Consider the following 20,524-nt stretch of genomic DNA (forward strand, 5'->3'; position numbering starts at 1 on the left):
ATGCTCGTTACAGCACTTGCGTCTGTTATGAGGTACACTAAATTAAAGTATAAATCCCTTTAAATGAAGTCATACTCTGTCGAGCTTCGAGAAAAAATAGTTGCAGCACATCTTCAAAAAAACATCTCAATCAGGAAAGTAGCTAACATATTTTCCGTCTCAAAAAGTTTATTGCAAAAGCTTGTAAAGCAACAAAAACTTGAAGGAAATTTACAACCCAAGCCGCGAGGGAAACCACAATTTAGTCATTTAACAAATGCTGAAGTAGAGTTAAGGGAATTAGTTGAAGCACATCCAGATGCAACATTGATAGAGTTATGTGAATTCTTTGCAGACAAGACTGGCAATTGGGTGGGTCGAAGTGCAATGTGTCGGGCGTTACAGAAATTAGGATTAAATCGTAAAAAAAAACAAAGCGGAGTACCCAAGCTGGAACTATTGAGTCCTAAATTTAAGATTAGATTATTGGGAAAAGGTCAAACATATAGAGCCAGAAAATTTAGTATTTTTGGACGAAACTGGTATTCTACTTGGGTTAATGAGGACTCATGCCCGTTCACAAATGGGAACAAGAGCTTACTCTCTTACCCGCTTCTATAGAGGCTCAAAAGTTACAGTAATTGGAGCAATTAGCATTAACAAAGTGGTTGCACTAATGACAATGAATGGTTCAATGGATGGCATCGCATTTGAATTATTTATTGAAAAGTTTTTAGTGCCAAATTTCTGGTCAGGAGCAGTGGTAGTAATGGATAATTTATCCGCACATAAACTAGATTCAATTGTGCCAATGATTGAAGCTGTAGATGCGAAAGTTATTTGTTTATCCTCATACTCTCCCGATTTTAATCCAATTGAATTATGGTGGTCACAACTTAAATCTTTTTTACGCCGTTTTGCTCCAACTACAACAGAAATGGTTGATAAACTAATTTCAGTTGCACTTGACTTAATAAATCCTAAACATTTAAGAAACTGGTTTGCTAGTTGCTGCTACTGTACCTCATAACAGCCGTAAATGCTGTATCTGAAGGCGTGGACTTGTAATGAGATTTCCCAGAAGAAAAATAATTGGTCAAAACCGAATACTTCTCGTTACTGTAACCCTGAATATGACAAGCTTTGGCAACAGTCCAATACAGAATTAGATCCACAAAAACGCCGACAATTATTTATTCAGATGAACGACTTGTTAATTAAAGAGCAAGCTGTAATTCCGCTAATTTCTCGCGCTAATGTTAATGGAGTTAGTAACAGACTCGCTGGTATAGATTCAACTCCTTGGGACGATCGCACCTGGAATATTAAAGATTGGCAGCGAAAGTGAACGACTGGGGATGAGGCAAAAGTTTTCCAATCCAGACTAAAGCTAGAGAAGTTATCACTTTATGCCAAGTCCCTTTAAACAAAAGGTGTTAATTCACCAACAGTACTAGTTGACTGATTAGGCTGTAGAGATTTACCTCCCCTTCGGGGCGGGAGTAGGGAGTAGGGAGTAGGGGAAGAAATTAGCCCCGAAAAAGGTTAAAGCCTCGCCCGCAAGTGGCGCGAAAAATCCTTGTATTGCACAAGATAGGTTGAAACCCCGCCCCGAAGGGGGCGGGTTAGTTTTTGTAGTAAATTCAAGAGTGCGGTAAACAAATAAAGAAAAATCACTCACGTATTCATGAAGCTCAAGCCAAAAATCACTATTGTCCATCCACCTTAATACCTTTGTGCGCGCCACTTGCTACAAGTCGGCAAAGCCGCCCAACGCAGTGGCTTGTCTATCTGAAGCATTGTTTTGGAACTGGTACGGGTATCAGTTTTATCGATATTTCTATGCAGCCTCATATAGAATTGGTATTACCCTGATTAAACACTTAGTCAATTTGACAACGAAGCGTTATAAAAAGAGACTTTCAAGCCTGTTCCTCGTTCCCTATTTCCTGTTCCTTGCTGTATGTATGTTGCTTGCTTTGCAACCAACGAATCACTATAAAACTGAGGGTTCCATAAAAAATTATAAATATCAAAAGCGTTAATTCTCCCAAGAACCATTTGAAATCTAATCCCTCACCTATCCAAAAAGTACCAAATGCCATGAGTATGATACCTGCACTTAACTTAATTAAAATTTCTGGAATTTGAATTAATTGTCCGTGTAGCAAAGTTACTACAGCAGTTGTTAATAAAAATGCGAAAAAGGCTCCTGATAAAGATTCATTCCAAGCACCTGATGCTAAACCAAGAGTGATGATGACAATGGCAACTTCTAATGCTTCAATAGCAGCACTTTTAGTCATTAAAATAAAGTTCAAGAAGTTGAAACCAGGATTTTCTGTTTCTAAAACAATCCCTTCAGAGGTAAGGGGATCGCTAATCCATCCAGCGCGTTTACCTTCAACTTGTCGCCAAACAGACTTTCTTACCCACCCGAAACCGAACCATAGTAACAACAAGCCAATGACAATTTGCAGTAATTCTAAGGGAATAGCTTGTAATTGAGTTCCCAATACGATCGCAGCTACACTAACAACAGACAAACCCGCGATTACTCCGAAACTCGCTTCTCGTGGATACCCAGAACTAGCGATCGCATAAGCAATTGCTGCTGTTTCAATAAATTCTACACTGGCACTGCTTAAAGCACTAACAAATACACCAATATTCATACTGCTCCTGGAATTTTGAGTTACATAATTCAAAATCAAACAGCCTGTAAGCCGAGCAAAATGTAATTTTCTATTTTCCCTTACGTCCTATCGGTACGCACATTGGCGTTCCTAAAATTGGGTCAGAAAAAATACGGCACTCTAACCCAAAAACCTCATCAATCGTCTTTTCACTCATTACCTGCTTTGGTTCCCCAGCAGCAAAAATTCGACCATCTTTGATAGCAATTAGATAATCGGCATAACGACACGCTTGATTCAAGTCATGCAATACCATGACAATTGTCCTTCCCTGACTTTGATTCAACTCATACAACAAATCCAAAATCTCTATTTGGTGTGCCAAATCCAAAAAAGTAGTCGGCTCATCTAAAAGTAAAATATCTGTATCCTGTGCTAGTGCCATCGCAATCCAAGCTCTTTGTCGTTGTCCGCCAGACAAAGTATCTAGTTCTCTTTCTGCAAACTCCAACAAATTTGTAATTAAGAGCGCTTGTTGTACGATTGTTTCATCTTTGGCCGACCACTGCTGCAACCAAGTTTGATAAGGATAACGCCCTTGTGCTACCAAATCTCTGACTGTTAATCCTTCTGGTGCAACCGGGCCTTGGGGCAAAATGCCCAATTGCTGTGCTACTTCCTTAGTAGAAAGCTTTAAAATAGACTCCCCATCAAGATAAACCTTACCGCTACGTGGTTTCAACAGTCTTGCCATACCTCGTAACAAAGTTGACTTACCACAACCATTGGCCCCAACCAAAGCGCTAATTTGTCCCGTGGGGATCGCCAAATTCAAGTCACGAATAATCAGCTTGCCATCGTAAGCTATAGATAAATCTTTAGTTAATAATCCATTCATAAGCTTTATTTTTTACGATTACTAATTAGTAAAAAAAGAAAATAAGGAGCGCCGATAGCAGCAGTTACCACTCCACAGGGAATTTCTATAGGTGCAAACAAAGTTCTTCCTAGCAAGTCTGCGGCTACAACCAACATTCCGCCCAACAGTGCTGAGATAGGAATCAATCCTTCATGGTTAGGGCCGACTAACTGTCTTCCTAAATGGGGTGCAATTAAACCAACGAATTTAATATTGCCGGCGGTGCTGACTGATGCACCTACCAAAGCTACACCTATTAGCACGAATAAACCACGTTGCCATTCCACCCTACTACCTAAACCTCTAGCAACATCATCTCCCAAATTTAAAGCGTTCAAATGTCTTGCTAGTATCAACGTCATTGGTACGACAATAATTAACCAAGGCAATAAGGAAAATACTTGCTCCCAAGTACGTCCGTAGACGCTACCAGCCAACCACACCAAAGCATCACTGACATTAGAGATTTCGCCAAAGGTAATCAATAAAGTAGTGAAAGCATCAGCGATCGCAGACAAACCAACGCCCAGCAAAATAAATAGAAGCGGAGAACTACCTTTGTTCCAAGCTAGCGAGTAAATTAAAGCAGCCATAAATAAAGCACCAGCAAAGGCTGATAAAGGTAGAGCAGAAATTGGCGCTGACGGAAATAAAACGATAATTGCGACAGCTGCCAGACTCGCCCCGGAATTAATGCCAATAAAAGCAGGGTCAGCTAATGGGTTACGCGTGAGACCTTGAAAGATAGTACCAGAAATTGCCAGTGCCACTCCTACCATAAAAGCCACAAGGGTGCGGGGCAGGCGCAAATTATAAATCACAAAGGCATAATCTGGGTTGCCTGTATCTATACTCAATACAGTTTTGACAATATCAGAGGGCGAGATCGGATATTCACCTCTACCCAGATTCATCACCATCGCCACCACAATTACCACTGCCAAAGATAACAGCATCAGTGGTAAGCGTCGGTCAAGCCGGAAAGATATCGCCTCAGAACGAATGACTAGCCAATCTAACTTCATTTTTTCACCTTTTTTTTAGCCAGATACACAAAAAAAGGAGCGCCTACCAATGCTGTCATCACACCTACAGGTAATTCTTGCGGTTTGAGTAATACACGGGCGGCAATATCTGCAACGAGGAGTAAAGTTGCGCCCACAACTGCGGAATAAGGTAGAATCCAACGATAATCAGCTTTGATGAAAAACCTCACTATGTGCGGAACGACTAAGCCAATAAAGCCGATTGGCCCTGCAAGCGATACCGAACTTCCTGCGAGTAAAACAATGCTGATGGCTGTGATGATTTTTACCCAAGCTGTCTGTTGACCCAAGCCTTTAGCTACATCTTCACCAAGACTCATGGTAGTAATTTGTCTGCCCAGAGCAAAGGCAACGACTAAGCCAGTAACGATAAAAGGCAATGCTTGCAAGAACATATTGAAATCGCGCCCAGCCAAGGAACCAGCTAACCAAAATCTAATTTCTTCTAACGTTCGTTGACTGACGATGAGGGTAGCAGTGGTGAGGGAAGAAATCAGAGCCGCGATCGCCGCCCCTGCTATTGTTAAATTCAGTGGGGTAGTGCCTCCTCGTCCGAGAGAACTCAGGAAGTAAACTAGTATTGCCGTGGCTCCTGCACCCAAAAAGGCCGCAATCGTTAAAACACTCAAGTCAGAAGTGCCAAAAACAAAAATTGTGGCAACTACAGCCAGTGCCGCTCCTGACTCAATACCCAAAATTCCTGGATCTGCTAAGGGGTTGCGTGTCAATCCTTGCATTAAGGCTCCAGATACTGCTAAGGCTGCTCCGACAACAATCGCAATCAGCGATCGCGGTAATCTTATTGTTTGAATTACTAAGTGTTCGTAGGAACCATCAAAGGCGATAAAAGAGGTCAAAATCTGATCTAGAGGAATGTCTGCTGCACCCAATGTGACACTGTACACCAAGCAGATTAGCAAGATACACAGTCCGAGAACGAGACCAAATAATGTTGATGCTTGTGGCTTTTTGAATCCTTGAGGTAACATCGTGGTTGCTTCGATCGTTATCTTGCTGTCACTTGAAAATTTTACATACTGGTTAGTTATTTTTAATTGGCACTCTCAATATTTAACAGCTTTATCATCATTAAGTTGATAATCTTTCTTGATAAATTTATATATACATTACATTATTATGCAGATTGTATAGCGATTACCAGATTTTTAATCAGAGTTCAAATTCGAGCTTTGATATTATTTCTCAATAAAGTGGTATCGTTAGATCGACCGGAATCTGCTTTATCAGAATCACTTGCGATCGGCGTTGTCATCAATAGCAGTTTCAGTCACCAGGCGTTACATCTGCACGTGGTGGTGTGAATGAGGATTAATATTTTACTCAGGGTTTACAAAAGAAAATTAATACAGGTTTTACCCTTAATACTCAGTTTGATACTGGTTTTGGTTGTAGGAAGTCACACTATAGCCGTACCAACAAAATCCACAGAGATATTATGGGATACCTATGGCGTACCCCATATCTACGGTAAAGATAACCAAAGTGCATTTTATGCCTTCGGTTGGTCGCAAATGCAAAGTCACGGAGATTTGCTTTTGCGGCTTTATGGTCAAGCACGAGGACGCGCCGCAGAGTACTGGGGAGAAGAGTACACAGAGTCAGATAGATGGGTACTGACGACAGGAATCCCAGAACGCGCTAACTCCTGGTACAACGCCCAAAATCCTAGTTTTCGCAATTATATTGATGCTTTTGCGGCTGGGATTAATGCTTATGCTTCTCAAAATCCGAAGTTGATAAACGATGAAGTGGAGGTGGTGTTACCAATCAAGCCAGAAGATATCATGGCTCACCTACATCGGGTACTCAATTTCACCTTTGTGGTCAATCCAGAGGAAGTATTGGAGTTGAGCAAACAAAAATTGCAAGCAGGATCTAATGGTTGGGCGATCGCACCAAGTCATTCTGCTAGTGGGAAGGCAATGTTGTTAGCAAACCCACACTTACCCTGGTCAGATTTATTTTTGTGGTACGAAGCTCAAATTACTGCACCGGGAATCGACGCTTACGGAGCCACACTTGTAGGTATTCCTGTATTGGCGATCGCCTTTAACAACAACTTAGGCTGGACTCACACCGTTGACACCTATGATGGTTGGGACTTGTACGAACTCACACTAGCAGATGAAGGTTATCGCTTTGATGACAAAGTTCGTAACTTCGAGACAAAAACTTTGTCTTTGAAAGTGAAGCGCAAAGATGGGTCGTTGCAAGAACAACCGTTAGTAGTGAAAAATTCTATCCACGGGCCTGTGGTAGTTGAGAAAAATGGTAAAGCCTTGGCACTGAGAGTTGCAGGTCTTGACCGACCAGGTGTACTTCAGCAGTGGTGGGATATGGCACGTTCTCAAAACCTCAATCAGTTTGAAACCGCACTCAAGCGCTTACAACTATCGATGTTTACGGTAATGTATGCAGATAAAGAAGGGCATATTATGCACCTATTCAACGGTCAAGTACCGGTGCGCTCTTTTGGCGATTTTAAATATTGGCAAGGCATAATCCCAGGCAATACATCCAAGACTTTGTGGACAAAAATTCATCCTTACCAAGATTTACCGCGCGTAGTTGACCCCAAGAGTGGCTGGTTGCAAAATACAAATGACCCGCCTTGGACAACTACATTTCCAACCGCCATCAATCCAGATAATTACCCGCCTTACATAGCTCCTCGCTTCATGGATTTCCGATCGCAACGCTCTGTGAGGATGTTGGCTGAGGATGACAAAATCTCTTTTGATGAAATGATTGCAGATAAGCACTCTACTCGTATGGAACTAGCGGATCGAATTTTGGATGATTTAATCCCCGCTGCACGCAAATATGGCCAGGAATTAGGGCAAAAAGCAGCCGACGTTCTAGAAGCCTGGGATCGCCAAGCCAATGCAGATAGTCGAGGGGCGGTACTATTTGCTTCTTGGGTAAAACAGATGGACTGGGATCGCATGTTCAGCAAACCTTGGAGTGAAAAATCTCCACGCACTACACCCGATGGCTTGGCTAATCCCAAAGTTGCAGTGACAACACTCGAAGCGGTAGCAGCACAGGTACAAAAGACTTATGGGGCACTTGATGTCCCGTGGGGAAAAGTTTTTCGCTTAAAGTTGGGTAATGTGGATTTGCCTGCCAATGGTGGAGACGGCAACCTAGGAATTTTTCGCGCACTTGATTTTGCTCCCGAAGCAAACGGTCAGTTTCAAGCGGTTGCAGGCGATTCTTATGTTGCTGCGGTTGAATTTTCTCACCCAGTACGAGCGCAAGTACTAACTAGCTACGGTAATGCAACTCAACCCGGCTCGCGCCACATTGGCGATCAGTTACAGATGTTTGCCAACAAAAAGTTGCGTCCTTGTTGGCGATCGCGCTCAGATATTCTTGCCCATTTAGAAGAACGCAAAGTATTCTAAAGATAATGAGAATGAGGAGACAGCAATCAAAGATCGACTTACCAAAAGCCAGACTACCGAGCTAGAACTGTCTCTCAATAACTCTATTCTCTGCGTACAAGACTTGGGTTGAACAATTAGGGCTGGATTCTTTACTTACATCAAGTTCGCTTAATTACTTATAATTAAAAATTCTCCGCGTCCCCGTGTCCTCGCGTCAACCCTAATTATAAGCATTCATCCGAACATGATATTATACCCGCTCTCGTTGCGGGCTTCTTGCTCAAAATTGTTAGTTCTTAGTATTGCATCAATCACTTCACACCAAACAATCATGGCAATAACATCAAAATTTCGTAAGAATTCAACTCATCCTTTACAACGTTTGCTCAATTATGCAAGACGCTATCGCCAACAAATTTGGCAAGCAACATCCTTTTCAATCATTAATACAATTTTAGACATAGCACCACCGTGGTTGATTGGTACTGCGGTAGATATTCTCGTCAAGCAGCAAGATTCCATAATTGGCAAGTTGGGAATTAAAAATATAGTTTCGCAATTTTTACTGCTCTCATTTATAACAGTAATTATTTGGATATTTGAATCGCTTTCTCAGTATGTCTACGATCGCATCTGGCGTAATTTAGCCCAGAATATTCAACACGCTCTTCGTTTGGATACTTACAATCACGTCCAAGAATTAGATTCAGCTTACTTTGAAGAAAGCAGCACTGGTAACTTGATGTCAATTCTCAATGATGATATCAACCAGTTAGAAGATTTTTTGAATTTTGGAGCCAATGATATCATCCAGATTAGCACCTCAATCATCATTTTAACAATTGGTGCTTTCTGGATTTTACCTCCCTTTATTACCGTAGCTGTATTGTTGCCAATGCCATTTATTGTTTGGGGGTCTTTTGCTTATCAAAAACGTCTAGAAACTCGTTATGCCGATGTGCGCGAAAAAGCAGGATTTCTGAACGCACGATTAGCAAATAATCTCAGTGGAATTAATACAATTAAGAGTTTCACTGCTGAAGAATATGAAAATGCGAGATTGGCAGATGAAAGCGAGGCATATAGAAAAAGTAACTCTAAAGCAATTAAATTGTCGGCTGCTTTCATCCCCTTAATCAGAATGCTAATTTTAGTAGGGTTCACAGCCTTATTGTTTTGGGGAGGTATGGCAACATATGCTGGGACGATATCTATTGGGAGTTATAGTGTTTTACTCGTTTTAGTCCAAAGGTTATTGTGGCCATTAGTAAATTTAGGAGAAATATTTGATAAATATCAAAGGTCAATGGCTTCTGCCAATCGCGTCATGAATTTATTAGATGCTCCAATTAACATTATTAGGGGAGATATACCTTTACATATTACTGAAGTACGCGGTGAAATTGACTTCAAGCAAGTTACCTTCGCTTATTACAATCGAGAACCAGTAATTAAAAAACTATCCTTACATATTCCTTCAGGTAAAACTATTGCGATCGTTGGTTCTACAGGTTCCGGTAAAAGCACTTTAGTGAAACTATTATTGCGGTTTTACGATATTTCTTCGGGAACGATTACTGTTGATGGGATTGATATTCAAAAATTAAATTTACATGATTTGCGTCGTAGTATCGGCTTAGTCAGTCAAGATGTATTTTTATTTCATGGTACTGTTGCTGAAAATATTGCCTACGGAACTTTTGATGCTAATGACGAACAAATAATTAAAGCTGCCAAAATTGCCGAAGCCCATGATTTTATTATGCGACTCCCTGAAAGTTATGAAACGATAGTCGGAGAACGAGGTCAAAAATTATCGGGGGGACAACGGCAAAGAATTGCGATCGCTAGGGCTGTTTTAAAAAATCCGCCGATATTAGTTTTAGATGAAGCTACATCGGCGGTGGACAATGAAACCGAAGCGGCAATTCAGCGTTCCTTAGAAAAAATTACCGCCAACAGGACGACGATAGCTATAGCTCACCGTCTTTCTACAATTCGTAATGCCGATCGCATTTATGTGATGGAATATGGAGAGTTAGTTGAGTCAGGAACCCACGAGGAATTGTTAGAGCGAAATGGGATTTATGCTAATTTGTGGCGAGTCCAGTCAGGGGTGAGATCGAGAAGCCAAAATTTATAATCCTTAAGGAGTTTGAATATGAGTTTAGGGACTTCTAAGTAGAAGGCAGAGGGCAGGAGGTAAATGCCAGCTTATGAAAGCGTTTCACCGATTGGCATTTTACATTTAATTATGTCCACCTACTTAGAAATGAAATTATTCAATTTGGAGAGCGAAGACGATTGTGAAATTCTTCCTCACCGCGTCTCCCCTTCTCCACATCCCTACGTCTTTCTTAGGCTGCGTTGACTAAATATTTGAAGAGGTCGTCAATTATTCTATTAGCTCCAATAGGCCCCCCAACAGTCCAATTTACCCTATAAACTTCTTTGTTGCGAACAGCTTTAAGTATTGACCAAATAGGCTTTTGCAAAAAAGATAAAGGTTGAGAATTTGCTTGTTTGAAATCTCTCGCCAGTAATTCTGTCATGATAAATAAAGTATCAGCATCGGACTGAGGTAAAACTTCAATGCTTAATGTTAATTGCGGTTGTTTTTGATTTTGTTGAATTAATTGTAAACCTACATCACTGATAATTTGACCAAAAGCGAGAAAGTCTGGTCTGTATGTATAGAAAATATCTGCTGCACCTGCAAGATAAATCACAGATATTGTTCTTGTTTTTAGTTGTTGTCCTAATTGCTGCCGCAATTTTTGGATGCGATTTTGGTATTGAGTCAGAAGTTCCTCTGCGCGATCGCTTTTTCCCAAAACCTGGGCTACATATCGTAGTCTTTCTTTAAAGTCGTACATACTGGGAAAATCGATCAGTACTGTAGGCGCAATTTGAGAAAGAAGTCCATAAGAATTTTTGAGCGATGTTAACCCCAAAATTAAATCTGGTTTTAAACTCAGAATTTTTTCTAGTGAAGGTTGACTGCCAATACTGCCTACAACTGGAACATTAGTAAGTAACTGATTGGGTATACCTCGAAAATTTTCTTCACAGTCTCGACAAAACACAACACCAACTGGTTTTACACCCAGCGCCACTACAGAATCGAGAATCAGATTTTCTTCTAATACAATAACTCGCTGCGGTTTAAGTGGAATTTCAACTTGACCTAAAGCATGATTAATAACTTTTGTGGCGATTGGCGATCGCCCGGCAGTTGAACTTGTTTGCTTTTTCTCTAGCTGCAATTTATCGTTTTGGCAAGCTGCGATCGCTAAAATAACAACTATTGTCAGCACGAATGGTAACAATTTGTATTTGTGAGAAATTCGTCGAGGTTTCCATAAGACAGGCAAGCTGGAAAAAATAGAGCGGACAACCCGAACAAACTTAGCAAAAGTCAAAAGGCAAACAGCTTTAACAAGAATTAACAATGCTGTAATTGTATTAATAGCTTTCTTTGTCATTGCGGAGAACGTTTTTTAACTAACATTTGGGAGGTTGTCCAGAAGACTTTAGCCAATTGCCTGCACAAGAGTGAGTTAAAATTCCCAACCTATGGAACCAATGATTGTAAAGGGCGCACCTGTTCTCACAAATGTTCTTAATCCATCGCTAGAACTGTAATATTCCGTATCAAATAAGTTGCGGATATTGATAGCAGCCTTCAAACCATCTCTACGGTAGAAAATTGCCGCATCGGTACGGAAGTAATCGGGTAGTTCAAACGAGTTATCTAAATCTCCCGCCCGCGCACCTACATAAAATAACCCCAAACCAAATCCCAAACCCTTCAAATCGCCATTTTGAATTTCATAGGTTGTCCAGAGGCTAGCTTGATTCTCTGGCACATTTGTCAATCTATTGCCTACAGGAATGGAGTTATCATCGGTGACTTCTGCATTGGTATAAGCATAAGAAGCGCTCACCTTCCACCCTGGCAAAATCTCGCCTATAACATCTAACTCAACACCTCGACTCCTTTGTTCCCCTGTTTGAGTGGAATAACCAAGCGCGGCTCGTTCGGGATCGGGATCGAGTGTTGTAACATTCGTCTTAGTGACTTGATAAGCTGCTAACGTTGTCGAAAGTCTGCCTTCTAAAAAGTCAGCTTTAACACCCACTTCATATTGAGTTCCCTTAGTTGGCTCGAATGCTCTACCATCAGGGTTAAATCCCTCATTAGGGTTAAAAGATTGACTGTAACTGGTGTAAAGAGAAACAGATTTACTAGGCTGATAGACTAGTCCGATTCGGGGGCTAAACGCACTATCGTTCTGTTCTGATTCCTCTGTGCCACTATTTTGTGAAATCCAATCAAAGCGCCCGCCAATCAGTAACTTCAGATTATCTTGAAAGCTAATCTGATCTTGAAGGTAAAATCCATACGATTGAATAGTTTGCTCAGAACTAAAACCCCCAGCAGTAATTTCTGGCTCTGGAATATTGTAGTTTGGGTTGAAGACATCTAGAGGGGGTACAGCGAGGCGAACAGCATTGAAAAGTTGCACAAAGCGGTTAACATCAAAGCCTAACAAAAGTTGATGTGGAATCGAGCCGGTATTAAACTTACCAACCAAATCGATCTGTCCAAAATAGTTGTCTTGCAAGTAGTTACGCCTTGCAGCATAGAAATCTAATAAACGGTCATCTTCTAAATTGATTCCTGAAGTGTACTCTTCGATCGCATTATTAGCAGTTATGGAGAAATTATTACGAACCTGCCAGTTATCGCTAAACTTGTGGCTCAACGTGTAGCCATATTTTTGAGTACTATAATAATTGCCACCAAGGGGATAACCCAAGTAGCGATCTCTAGGCAGCTTGAACGTGTTATCGCTGAAAACAGTGGCGAAACTCTCAGGAATACCATCGAAATTAGTATACTCGTAATATAGATTTAAATCAGTCCTATCCCCCAATTTCCAGGTTATTGAAGGTGCGATCGTAGTTACATTTGAGTTGGCAAATTCTTGAAAACTATCTGAACTTTGATAGCTGGCATTGAAGCGATAGAGGAGAGTTTTATCATCATTCAATGGCCCGGAAAAGTCAACACTGGGCTGATAAAAGTTACGGTTTCCTGCCTGAAATTCGAGATTGTAGTAGGGTTCGCTGAGGGGTTGTTTGGTGATAACGTTGATAATTCCACCAGGTTCTACTGCTCCAAACAAAACTGAGGCAGGCCCTTTAAGAACTTCCACTCGCTCGATAGTCTCAACTCCTGTTAGAGCAAAGCGACCAACATCTCGATAGCCATTTCGGAAATTTCCTTGCTGTTCAAATCCTCTAATAACATAGCTTCCTGCGGGTGCATTAAATTGTGTACCTGCACTAGAAACGCCACTAACTGTTTCCACTGCCTCGGTCACAGTTCTCACCTTGCGGTCTTCTAACTCTTGTCGCGGCACGACCTGAATCGATTGAGGAATATCGCGCAAAGGTGTATCTGTCCTTGTTGCAGTTGTAGCATCTTCCACGCGGTAACTATCTTGTTCGCCTGTCACAAGAAGCTCAATCGGTTCGTCTTGCTGTGTTGTTGGTTGCTGTTGTGGCGTAGCAGGCTGCTGTGGTTGCGTCGCTGGTTGTGGCGTTTGATTAGTCGGTTGTTGTGGCTGTGGTTGCGTCGCTGGTTGTTGCGTCGTTGTTACAGTCGGTGCTAACCCTAAAATTAAACCTTCGTCACTATCAAATAACTCAACTGTTGGCAACCCTGCTTCACCTATGACTGTCACTCGGATAGTGTTTGCGTCAAAGTTAGTAACCGTTATCTCGCTAATTCCCTGAATTGGTTTTTCAGAACGGAACGTGAAAGCATCACCACTAGCCAATTGCAGTTGTGCGTTAGGTATATCTGCAATAAAGTTATTACCAGCACTGCGATTTGTGATTTGCAGTTGTTCTCCTTGAGGAGTTTCTAAAATCACCTCCACACCTTTGTCTGTGGGATTAGCTTTCACTCCTGTAACTCGCACAACCGCAGAGGACGGTGCTGTTGGTGGCGACTGTACGAGCACTTCTGCACTTTGAGAAACACGCTCAATCTCGCTGAGTTGAGGAATTTTTTCGATCGCTCGATCTGACTTTGCCAAAATTCCAAAAGTTGGAACTTGAGGCTGTATAATTCGAGGCTTTTTAACCTTGGAAGCCAATATTGGAGTTTTATTAGTTGCAATTTCCCGATCTGTAACTGCAAGCTTCTTATCTAATGTAGATTTCCTTACTGCCTGGCTGGAAGATTCGTCTTGACCACCTGTTTGTACTTCCTCACTTCTAGCAGGAACAGTTATAAAGACAATAACTGCACTTGTTAACAGCAAGCTTTGAAAACATTTATCTAACTTCATTTATCTGGTTATACTCAATCACGCTACTTGGTCGTATCCAAAGATTACGATGAAGATTTCTGAAAAGAATTCTCATTTAACTCCAGGTTATTTGAATAGTATTATGAAGTAACGCCGGACACAAGATAGTTAATAATCTTTTTTAATAAACAACGACACTAAATAGATACTAAGCAGCTAGTATTATTACAGTTAAATATTTTATTGACATAAAATCATTATTGTGGTAAAAACTAAAAAATTGCCTATAAATAGTTCGCAAAAGTTAAAATAGCCTGGCAAACTATTGATTTAATCAATTTATACGCAATTAAAAATGTATTAATGCTTCTTGTAGAGGCAAAACTTTAAAAGTAAAGTACTCCGTCGTCTTCTGAAAGAGAAAAGTCATCTAGTATCAGCAAAACTAATAGTCTGTTCAGTATTGATAATAATTATTGAGAGATTGGGTTGTTGCTAATGCAACTGATTTTCGTTATAGTAATCCGTGTTAAGTAAAAATTACTTGCAATAAGCTATTAAAGTTTAGCTAAATAAATCGCTAGTATTAGCGTTTATCAGTTATGCAGTGGTTGGCTAAACTCATAATCCAAGTCGAGGCCTAAGTCTAGAAATTAAATATACTTTTCTGACTCGACTCGTCAAGCTAGGTTTGGCTGACTGTAAGGATTGAGATTTTGAAACTGATAAATCTCGCAAACACATAGACATCTGGTGAAAATGGAGTATTGATACTTAATTTTAGAAGATGTCTAATTTATACTGAGATTTTGTGTGAAATAAAGAATTTGCTCTTTAGTTTTCTTTTAAGGTTCAGAAAAAGAGCAGTACATCAGGGTGACATCTAAACTTTTGCAGAAAAAATGAGTAAATTTTCTCATAGCATCTTTAAACCTGATAACAACAGTTCTACACTTGTAGAACTGTTGCATTTAAGAAGCTCTACACAGCCGCTTAGAGATGCTTTTACCTTCTTGTTCGATGGGGAAACAGAACAAGCAACCTTAAGCTATCAAGAATTGGATAGGCGATCGCGTCGCATAGCTGCTCAATTACAAAAATTAAATTTATCTGGAGAACGAGCTTTACTACTTTATCCGGCGGGACTAGATTTTTTAGTTGCTTTTTTCGGTTGTTTGTATGCGGGAGTTATTGCTGTAACTGCCTATCCCCCGCGAAATCAGCGTAACACACCGAGAATCAAAGCTATTGCAATAGACGCACAAGCAGCGATCGCTCTGACAACAACAGACATCTTGCCTACAGTACAGTCTTTGATGATAGAAAAGACTGGTCTAGAATCTTTGCAGTGGCTAACTACTGATAATCTTACAGAGGGTATAGAAGAGACTTGGCAAGAACCTGCTATTGATGGAGATACATTAGCCTTTTTGCAATACACCTCTGGTTCTACAGGAACGCCCAAAGGTGTGATGATTAGTCATGGAAACCTACTGCATAATGCTGCCACGACTTACCAATTCATGGAGCATTCTCCAGAAAGTAAATTTGTGACGTGGTTGCCAATGTACCACGATATGGGTTTGATTGGAGGGATTTTGCAACCTTTGTATGGAGGTTTTCCTTGCATTATCATGCCTCCAACTTCCTTTCTCCAACGTCCTTATCGTTGGTTGCAAGCTATCTCTCAGTACAAAGGTACAACTAGTGGCGGCCCGAACTTCGCCTATGAATTATGCGCTCAAAAAATTACTCCCGAACAAAAACAAACTCTTGATTTGAGTAGTTGGAGTGTTGCATTTAACGGCGCGGAACCGATTCGTCATGATACTTTAGAGCGGTTTGCAGCAGCTTTTGCAGAGTGTGGTTTCCGTAAAGAAGCATTCTACCCATGTTATGGAATGGCTGAAACAACTCTCATGGTTTCTGGTGTTGATAAGGCAACATCACCGATTATTAAAACAGTCGAGAAGTCTGCATTAGAATTTAATCGCTTAGTTGAATCAGCCGCTCAAAATGAGGATGTATATCATTTTGTCAGTTGCGGTCGGATCGTACCAGAACAGAAGGTAGTAATTGCCAATCTCGAAACCTTGACTCATTGCAAACCCGATGAAATCGGAGAAATTTGGGTATCCGGGCCGAGTGTTGGTCAAGGTTATTGGAATCGTTCTCAAGAAACAGCAGAAACCTTTCGTGCTTATTTATCAGACACAGGTGCAGGCCCTTTCCTGCGGACGGGGGATTTAGGCTTTTTACACAATGACGAGCTTTTCATTACAGGTAGAGCCAAAGATTTAATTATCATTCGAGGCCGCAATCTTTACCCCCAAGATATAGAATTAACCGCCCAGTGCAGTCATCCATCCTTACGTTCTGGTGCTGGTGCAGCTTTTACAGTAGAGGTTAACAAGGAAGACAGGCTAGTAATAGTCCAAGAATTGGAGTTTCGCGCCAAGCCAAATTTAGCAGAAGTAGCGATCGCAATTCGACAAGCGATTACTGAAGAACATGAAGTACAAGTTTATGGCGTAGTTTTAATTAAACCAGGTAGTATCCCGAAAACTTCCAGCGGTAAGATTCAACGACGAGCAACTCGCACTCAATATCAGAATGGCGAACTGAATGTAATTGTTAGTGACATTCTCAAAATTAGCGATATTGTTAGAAAGGAAACTCGTTTACAACGTTCTGAACTTTTAGCGCTTTCACCAAAAGAGTCTCAACCGATTCTAGAATCATATCTGATTGAACTCTTGGCGAGAGTACTGGCGATCGCACCAGATGATATCAATCCTCAAGCACCATTAAGCACTCTCGGACTTGATTCTTTAAAAGTATTTGAGTTGAAAAATCAGATTGAGGCTGATTTAGGAGTAGAAGTATCTGTAGCAGACTTCTTTGAAGGGATGAGTACGCGCTCGCTCGTTATCAATATCCTCGCTCAAATAACAAAAGATGCACTACCGTCAATATCTCTGACTCAACAAGAACAAAATACATCTATTTATCCTCTATCTTTTGGCCAGCAGGGATTGTGGTTTATTAACCAGTTAAATCCTGATACTCCTACATATAACGTTTCTATAGTTATTAACTTCAGAGGCTGCATTAACTTAACAGCTTTACAAAATAGTCTTAACGAAATTATTAGACGACACGAAGTATTACGCACAAGCTTTACAGCAGTTGATGGAAAACCCATTCAAGTTATCAATCAAGCTGTACCGTTAAATTTAACCGTAGAAGATTTGCGACCGCTTCCGATCAGCGATCGCTCTCAAGAAGCACAACGTTTAGCTACAGAGTTCGCACAACAGCCGTTTGACTTATCTTCTCAATCGCTTTTGCGTACTAAAATTTTACAATTAAATGACAAAAGTTATCAATTGCTTGTCACCTCGCATCATATAATTGCAGATGGTTGGTCTATCAGTATTTTGATTAAAGAACTAGCTGTACTATATGAAGCATTCTCCCAAGGCAAGCGATCGCCATTACCGCAATTACCAATTCAGCATGGAGATTTTGTCAATTGGCAGCGAAAATGGCTTAGTTTTGACCGCATTCATCCATTATTGACTTATTGGAAACAAAAATTGCAAGGCGAGCTACCTGTACTCAATTTGCCAACAGACCGTTCGCCATCGCCAGTTCAAATATTCAAAGGTGCTCAAGCGAAATTAGTTCTTTCTCCAACTTTGACAAAAGAACTCAAGAATTTGAGCCGTCAGCAGGGGGTAACTCTGTTTATGACCTTGCTGACAGCCTTCAAAATTTTGCTGTATCGTTACACAGGTCAGACTGATATATTAATAGGTTCGCCAATCGCCAATCGTAACAGAGCAGAAATTGAGTCATTAATAGGATTTTTTGTCAATGTTTTAGTCCTGCGTACAGACCTATCTGGCGACTTGAGTTTTCAGGAGTTACTAGCGCGGGTGAAGTCAACAGCTTTAGAAGCTTACGTTCATCAAGACTTGCCTTTTGAGAAGTTAGTAGAAGAACTACAGCCAAATCGAGACTTAAGTTACAATCCCCTATTTCAAGTAATGTTCGTTCTTCAGAATGTACCCAAACCCAATCTAAATCTTACGGATGTATCAGTTACTTACGAAGAAGGTTACAACGGCACATCTAAGTTTGATTTGACATTGTTTATGGAGGATTCCGAGCAAGGGTTGGTTGCAACTTGTGAGTACAATACGAATTTATTTAATGCAGATACAATAACTCGGATGTTGGGACACTTGCAGACCTTATTGACAAGTATAGTTAGCGATCCCCAACAGCGCATAGCAGAATTGCAACTACTAACTTCATCTGAAATACAAAAGTTATTAGTTGAGTGGAATGATACTAAGACAGACTACCCACAAGATAAGTGCATTCAGCAATTGTTTGAAGCACAGGTAGAAAAAACGCCAAATGCTGTTGCAGTCGTTTTTGACAATCAAGAATTAACCTACCAAGAGTTGAACGACCGAGCGAATCAGCTAGCACACTACTTACAAGAACTAGGGGTAAAGCCAGAAGTCATTGTCGGTGTGTGTATGCAGCGCAGCTTAGAAATGGCGATCGCATTGCTAGCTATTTTAAAAGCTGGTGGGGCTTACGTACCACTAGACCCGGCTTATCCCCAGGAACGCTTGACTTTCATGCTAGAAGACAGTCAAGCCAAGGTACTGCTGACTCAAAGTTATTTGGTTGAATTGTTTGCTAAATCCAATGCGTCTATTGTCTGTATTGATAATTTACAATTACCTAGCCAACATCGAGAAAATCCCTCTAGTGAAGTCAAACCAAATAATCTAGCTTATGTCATCTATACTTCTGGTTCGACAGGTGTACCAAAAGGTGTGGCGATCGCACATGCAAGCTGTGTTGCTTTATTAACATGGTCGAGAGAAGTATTTACAGATGACGAACTGGCTGGAGTTTTAGCATCAACCTCCATTTGCTTTGATTTGTCAGTATTTGAACTGTTTGTTCCCCTCAGTTGGGGTGGGAAAGCGATCGTTGTAGAGAATGCTTTGCACTTACCCTCGTTGGCTGCTGAGGTCAGCTTAGTTAATACAGTCCCCAGCGTCATTGCAGAATTACTGCAAGTAAATGGTTTACCAGCTTCAATCAAGACAGTTAATCTTGCTGGCGAACCACTGCAAAATCAACTCGTGCAGCAAATTTATCAAAATCATCATATTCAAAAAGTTTTTAATCTTTACGGCCCCTCTGAAGATACGACCTATTCTACATTTACTCAAGTAGATAAAGGAGATAACAAAGTAACTATCGGTCGTCCCATTGCCAATACACAAATTTATTTACTAGATACTAATTTGCAACCAGTATCAATTGGTGTTCCAGGAGAAATTTATATTGGTGGTGCTGGTTTAGCTAGAGGCTATTTAAACAGACCAGAGTTAACAAAGGAACGGTTTATATCTAACCCATTTAGTAATAAAATTGAGTCACGACTATATCAAACTGGAGATTTAGCTCGTTACTTACCAGATGGAAATATAGAATATTTAGGGCGAATCGACCATCAGGTTAAGATTAGAGGATTTCGGATTGAGCTAGGTGAAATTGAGAATGCCTTGCTCAAACATCCAGCAGTGCGGGAAGTTCTAGTTTTGGCGCGAGAAGATCAACAATTGGTGGCTTATATGGTTTGTTTATCAGACCAAATACCTACAGTTAATCAACTGCGAACCTATCTTAAAGAACTATTACCTGAATATATGGTTCCTAGTGTTTTTATCTTCTTAGAAACCTTCCCACTGTTACCAAATGGAAAAATAGATCGTCGTGCTTTGCCCGTACCAGAAGCCTTGCGTCCCACATTAACGACTGCTTATGAAATGCCGCAGTCAGAAATGGAACAGCAGATAGCGAAGCTTTGGCAAGAAGTGCTACATCTCGATAAAGTAGGGATTCATGATAACTTTTTTGATTTAGGTGGGCATTCACTACTGATGCTTCAGGTTAATCATCAACTGCGGACAATTTTACAGCAAGATATATCAGTAGTGACAATGTTTCAGAACCCGACTATTTACTCTTTAGCGCAATATTTAAGTCAAACAACAGAGAATGAATTAGCTTTTGAGACGGTACGCGATCGCATCCAAAAACAAAAAGCAGCAAATAATAGAACAAAACAATTATTGATGAAGAAATCAAGAAATAATTCTCACTAAGAGAA

At 40.6% G+C, this 20,524-nt stretch carries 12 protein-coding genes; 6 read left to right on the forward strand and 6 right to left on the reverse strand.

The genetic code is table 11. The features are described from left to right. The first annotated feature begins 63 nt into the window (after positions 1-63). From I8752_RS38545 to I8752_RS01535, 3 genes are read left to right on the forward strand one after another with little or no spacing between them, the layout of a single operon-like run. Entirely contained in the window at positions 64-600 is a 537-nt protein-coding gene (locus tag I8752_RS38545; RefSeq protein ID WP_214430565.1) for a helix-turn-helix domain-containing protein, read from the forward strand. Then, complete coding sequence (locus tag I8752_RS01530) at positions 509-1,009, forward strand: transposase (protein WP_214430566.1); 501 nt, start codon at positions 509-511, stop codon at positions 1,007-1,009. Before I8752_RS38545 ends, I8752_RS01530 begins: the two co-directional genes overlap by 92 nt. A 9-nt stretch (positions 1,010-1,018) precedes the next feature. Beyond that, positions 1,019-1,327, forward strand: coding sequence for a hypothetical protein (locus tag I8752_RS01535; protein WP_225895389.1), 309 nt, complete (start codon positions 1,019-1,021; stop codon positions 1,325-1,327). Positions 1,328-1,901: 574 nt separating this feature from the next. Here the strand turns inward: I8752_RS01535 and I8752_RS01540 are convergent. From I8752_RS01540 to I8752_RS01555, 4 genes are all read right to left on the reverse strand, one after another. Then, entirely contained in the window at positions 1,902-2,654 is a 753-nt protein-coding gene (locus I8752_RS01540; RefSeq protein ID WP_214430567.1) for a COG4280 domain-containing protein, read from the reverse strand. A gap of 70 nt (positions 2,655-2,724) precedes the next feature. After that, positions 2,725-3,513, reverse strand: a complete 789-nt coding sequence (locus tag I8752_RS01545; RefSeq protein WP_214430568.1) for an ABC transporter ATP-binding protein — start codon at positions 3,511-3,513, stop codon at positions 2,725-2,727. A gap of 5 nt (positions 3,514-3,518) precedes the next feature. Next, complete coding sequence (locus I8752_RS01550; protein ID WP_214430569.1) at positions 3,519-4,559, reverse strand: FecCD family ABC transporter permease; 1,041 nt, start codon at positions 4,557-4,559, stop codon at positions 3,519-3,521. Next, positions 4,556-5,569, reverse strand: coding sequence for a FecCD family ABC transporter permease (locus I8752_RS01555; RefSeq protein WP_214430570.1), 1,014 nt, complete (start codon positions 5,567-5,569; stop codon positions 4,556-4,558). The genes I8752_RS01550 and I8752_RS01555 overlap by 4 nt, the downstream gene beginning before the upstream one ends. Before the next feature lie 333 nt (positions 5,570-5,902). Here I8752_RS01555 and I8752_RS01560 point away from each other — a divergent pair, with 333 nt between their 5' ends. Continuing rightward, positions 5,903-8,008, forward strand: a complete 2,106-nt coding sequence (locus I8752_RS01560) for an acylase (protein ID WP_214430571.1) — start codon at positions 5,903-5,905, stop codon at positions 8,006-8,008. 313 nt (positions 8,009-8,321) lie between these two features. Beyond that, positions 8,322-10,133, forward strand: coding sequence for an ABC transporter ATP-binding protein (locus tag I8752_RS01565; protein WP_214430572.1), 1,812 nt, complete (start codon positions 8,322-8,324; stop codon positions 10,131-10,133). Between the two features lie 214 nt (positions 10,134-10,347). Here the strand turns inward: I8752_RS01565 and I8752_RS01570 are convergent, their stop codons facing one another. Then, a complete protein-coding gene (locus tag I8752_RS01570) occupies positions 10,348-11,475 on the reverse strand; it encodes an iron-siderophore ABC transporter substrate-binding protein (RefSeq protein WP_214430573.1) in 1,128 nt (375 codons plus the stop codon). Positions 11,476-11,550: 75 nt separating this feature from the next. Further along, entirely contained in the window at positions 11,551-14,355 is a 2,805-nt protein-coding gene (locus tag I8752_RS01575) for a TonB-dependent siderophore receptor (protein ID WP_214430574.1), read from the reverse strand. Between the two features lie 863 nt (positions 14,356-15,218). Between I8752_RS01575 and I8752_RS01580 the strand changes: the two genes are divergently transcribed. Next, positions 15,219-20,519 (forward strand): non-ribosomal peptide synthetase, encoded by a 5,301-nt coding sequence (locus tag I8752_RS01580; protein WP_214430575.1) that lies wholly within the window; start codon positions 15,219-15,221, stop codon positions 20,517-20,519. The last annotated feature ends 5 nt before the right edge of the window (positions 20,520-20,524 follow it).

The sequence above is a fragment of the Dendronalium phyllosphericum CENA369 genome, from assembly GCF_016056275.1.
GTDB classification, from domain to species: domain Bacteria; phylum Cyanobacteriota; class Cyanobacteriia; order Cyanobacteriales; family Nostocaceae; genus Dendronalium; species Dendronalium phyllosphericum.

What these genes read in the sequence shown, in the direction of transcription:
- I8752_RS38545 (WP_214430565.1), top strand. Translation starts at nt 64, where the DNA reads ATGAAGTCATACTCTGTCGAGCTTCGAGAAAAAATAGTTGCAGCACAT.
- I8752_RS01535 (WP_225895389.1), top strand. Translation starts at nt 1,019, where the DNA reads ATGCTGTATCTGAAGGCGTGGACTTGTAATGAGATTTCCCAGAAGAAA.
- I8752_RS01540 (WP_214430567.1), bottom strand. Translation starts at nt 2,654, where the DNA reads ATGAATATTGGTGTATTTGTTAGTGCTTTAAGCAGTGCCAGTGTAGAA.
- I8752_RS01545 (WP_214430568.1), bottom strand. Translation starts at nt 3,513, where the DNA reads ATGAATGGATTATTAACTAAAGATTTATCTATAGCTTACGATGGCAAG.
- I8752_RS01550 (WP_214430569.1), bottom strand. Translation starts at nt 4,559, where the DNA reads ATGAAGTTAGATTGGCTAGTCATTCGTTCTGAGGCGATATCTTTCCGG.
- I8752_RS01555 (WP_214430570.1), bottom strand. Translation starts at nt 5,569, where the DNA reads ATGTTACCTCAAGGATTCAAAAAGCCACAAGCATCAACATTATTTGGT.
- I8752_RS01560 (WP_214430571.1), top strand. Translation starts at nt 5,903, where the DNA reads ATGAGGATTAATATTTTACTCAGGGTTTACAAAAGAAAATTAATACAG.
- I8752_RS01565 (WP_214430572.1), top strand. Translation starts at nt 8,322, where the DNA reads ATGGCAATAACATCAAAATTTCGTAAGAATTCAACTCATCCTTTACAA.
- I8752_RS01570 (WP_214430573.1), bottom strand. Translation starts at nt 11,475, where the DNA reads ATGACAAAGAAAGCTATTAATACAATTACAGCATTGTTAATTCTTGTT.
- I8752_RS01575 (WP_214430574.1), bottom strand. Translation starts at nt 14,355, where the DNA reads ATGAAGTTAGATAAATGTTTTCAAAGCTTGCTGTTAACAAGTGCAGTT.
- I8752_RS01580 (WP_214430575.1), top strand. Translation starts at nt 15,219, where the DNA reads ATGAGTAAATTTTCTCATAGCATCTTTAAACCTGATAACAACAGTTCT.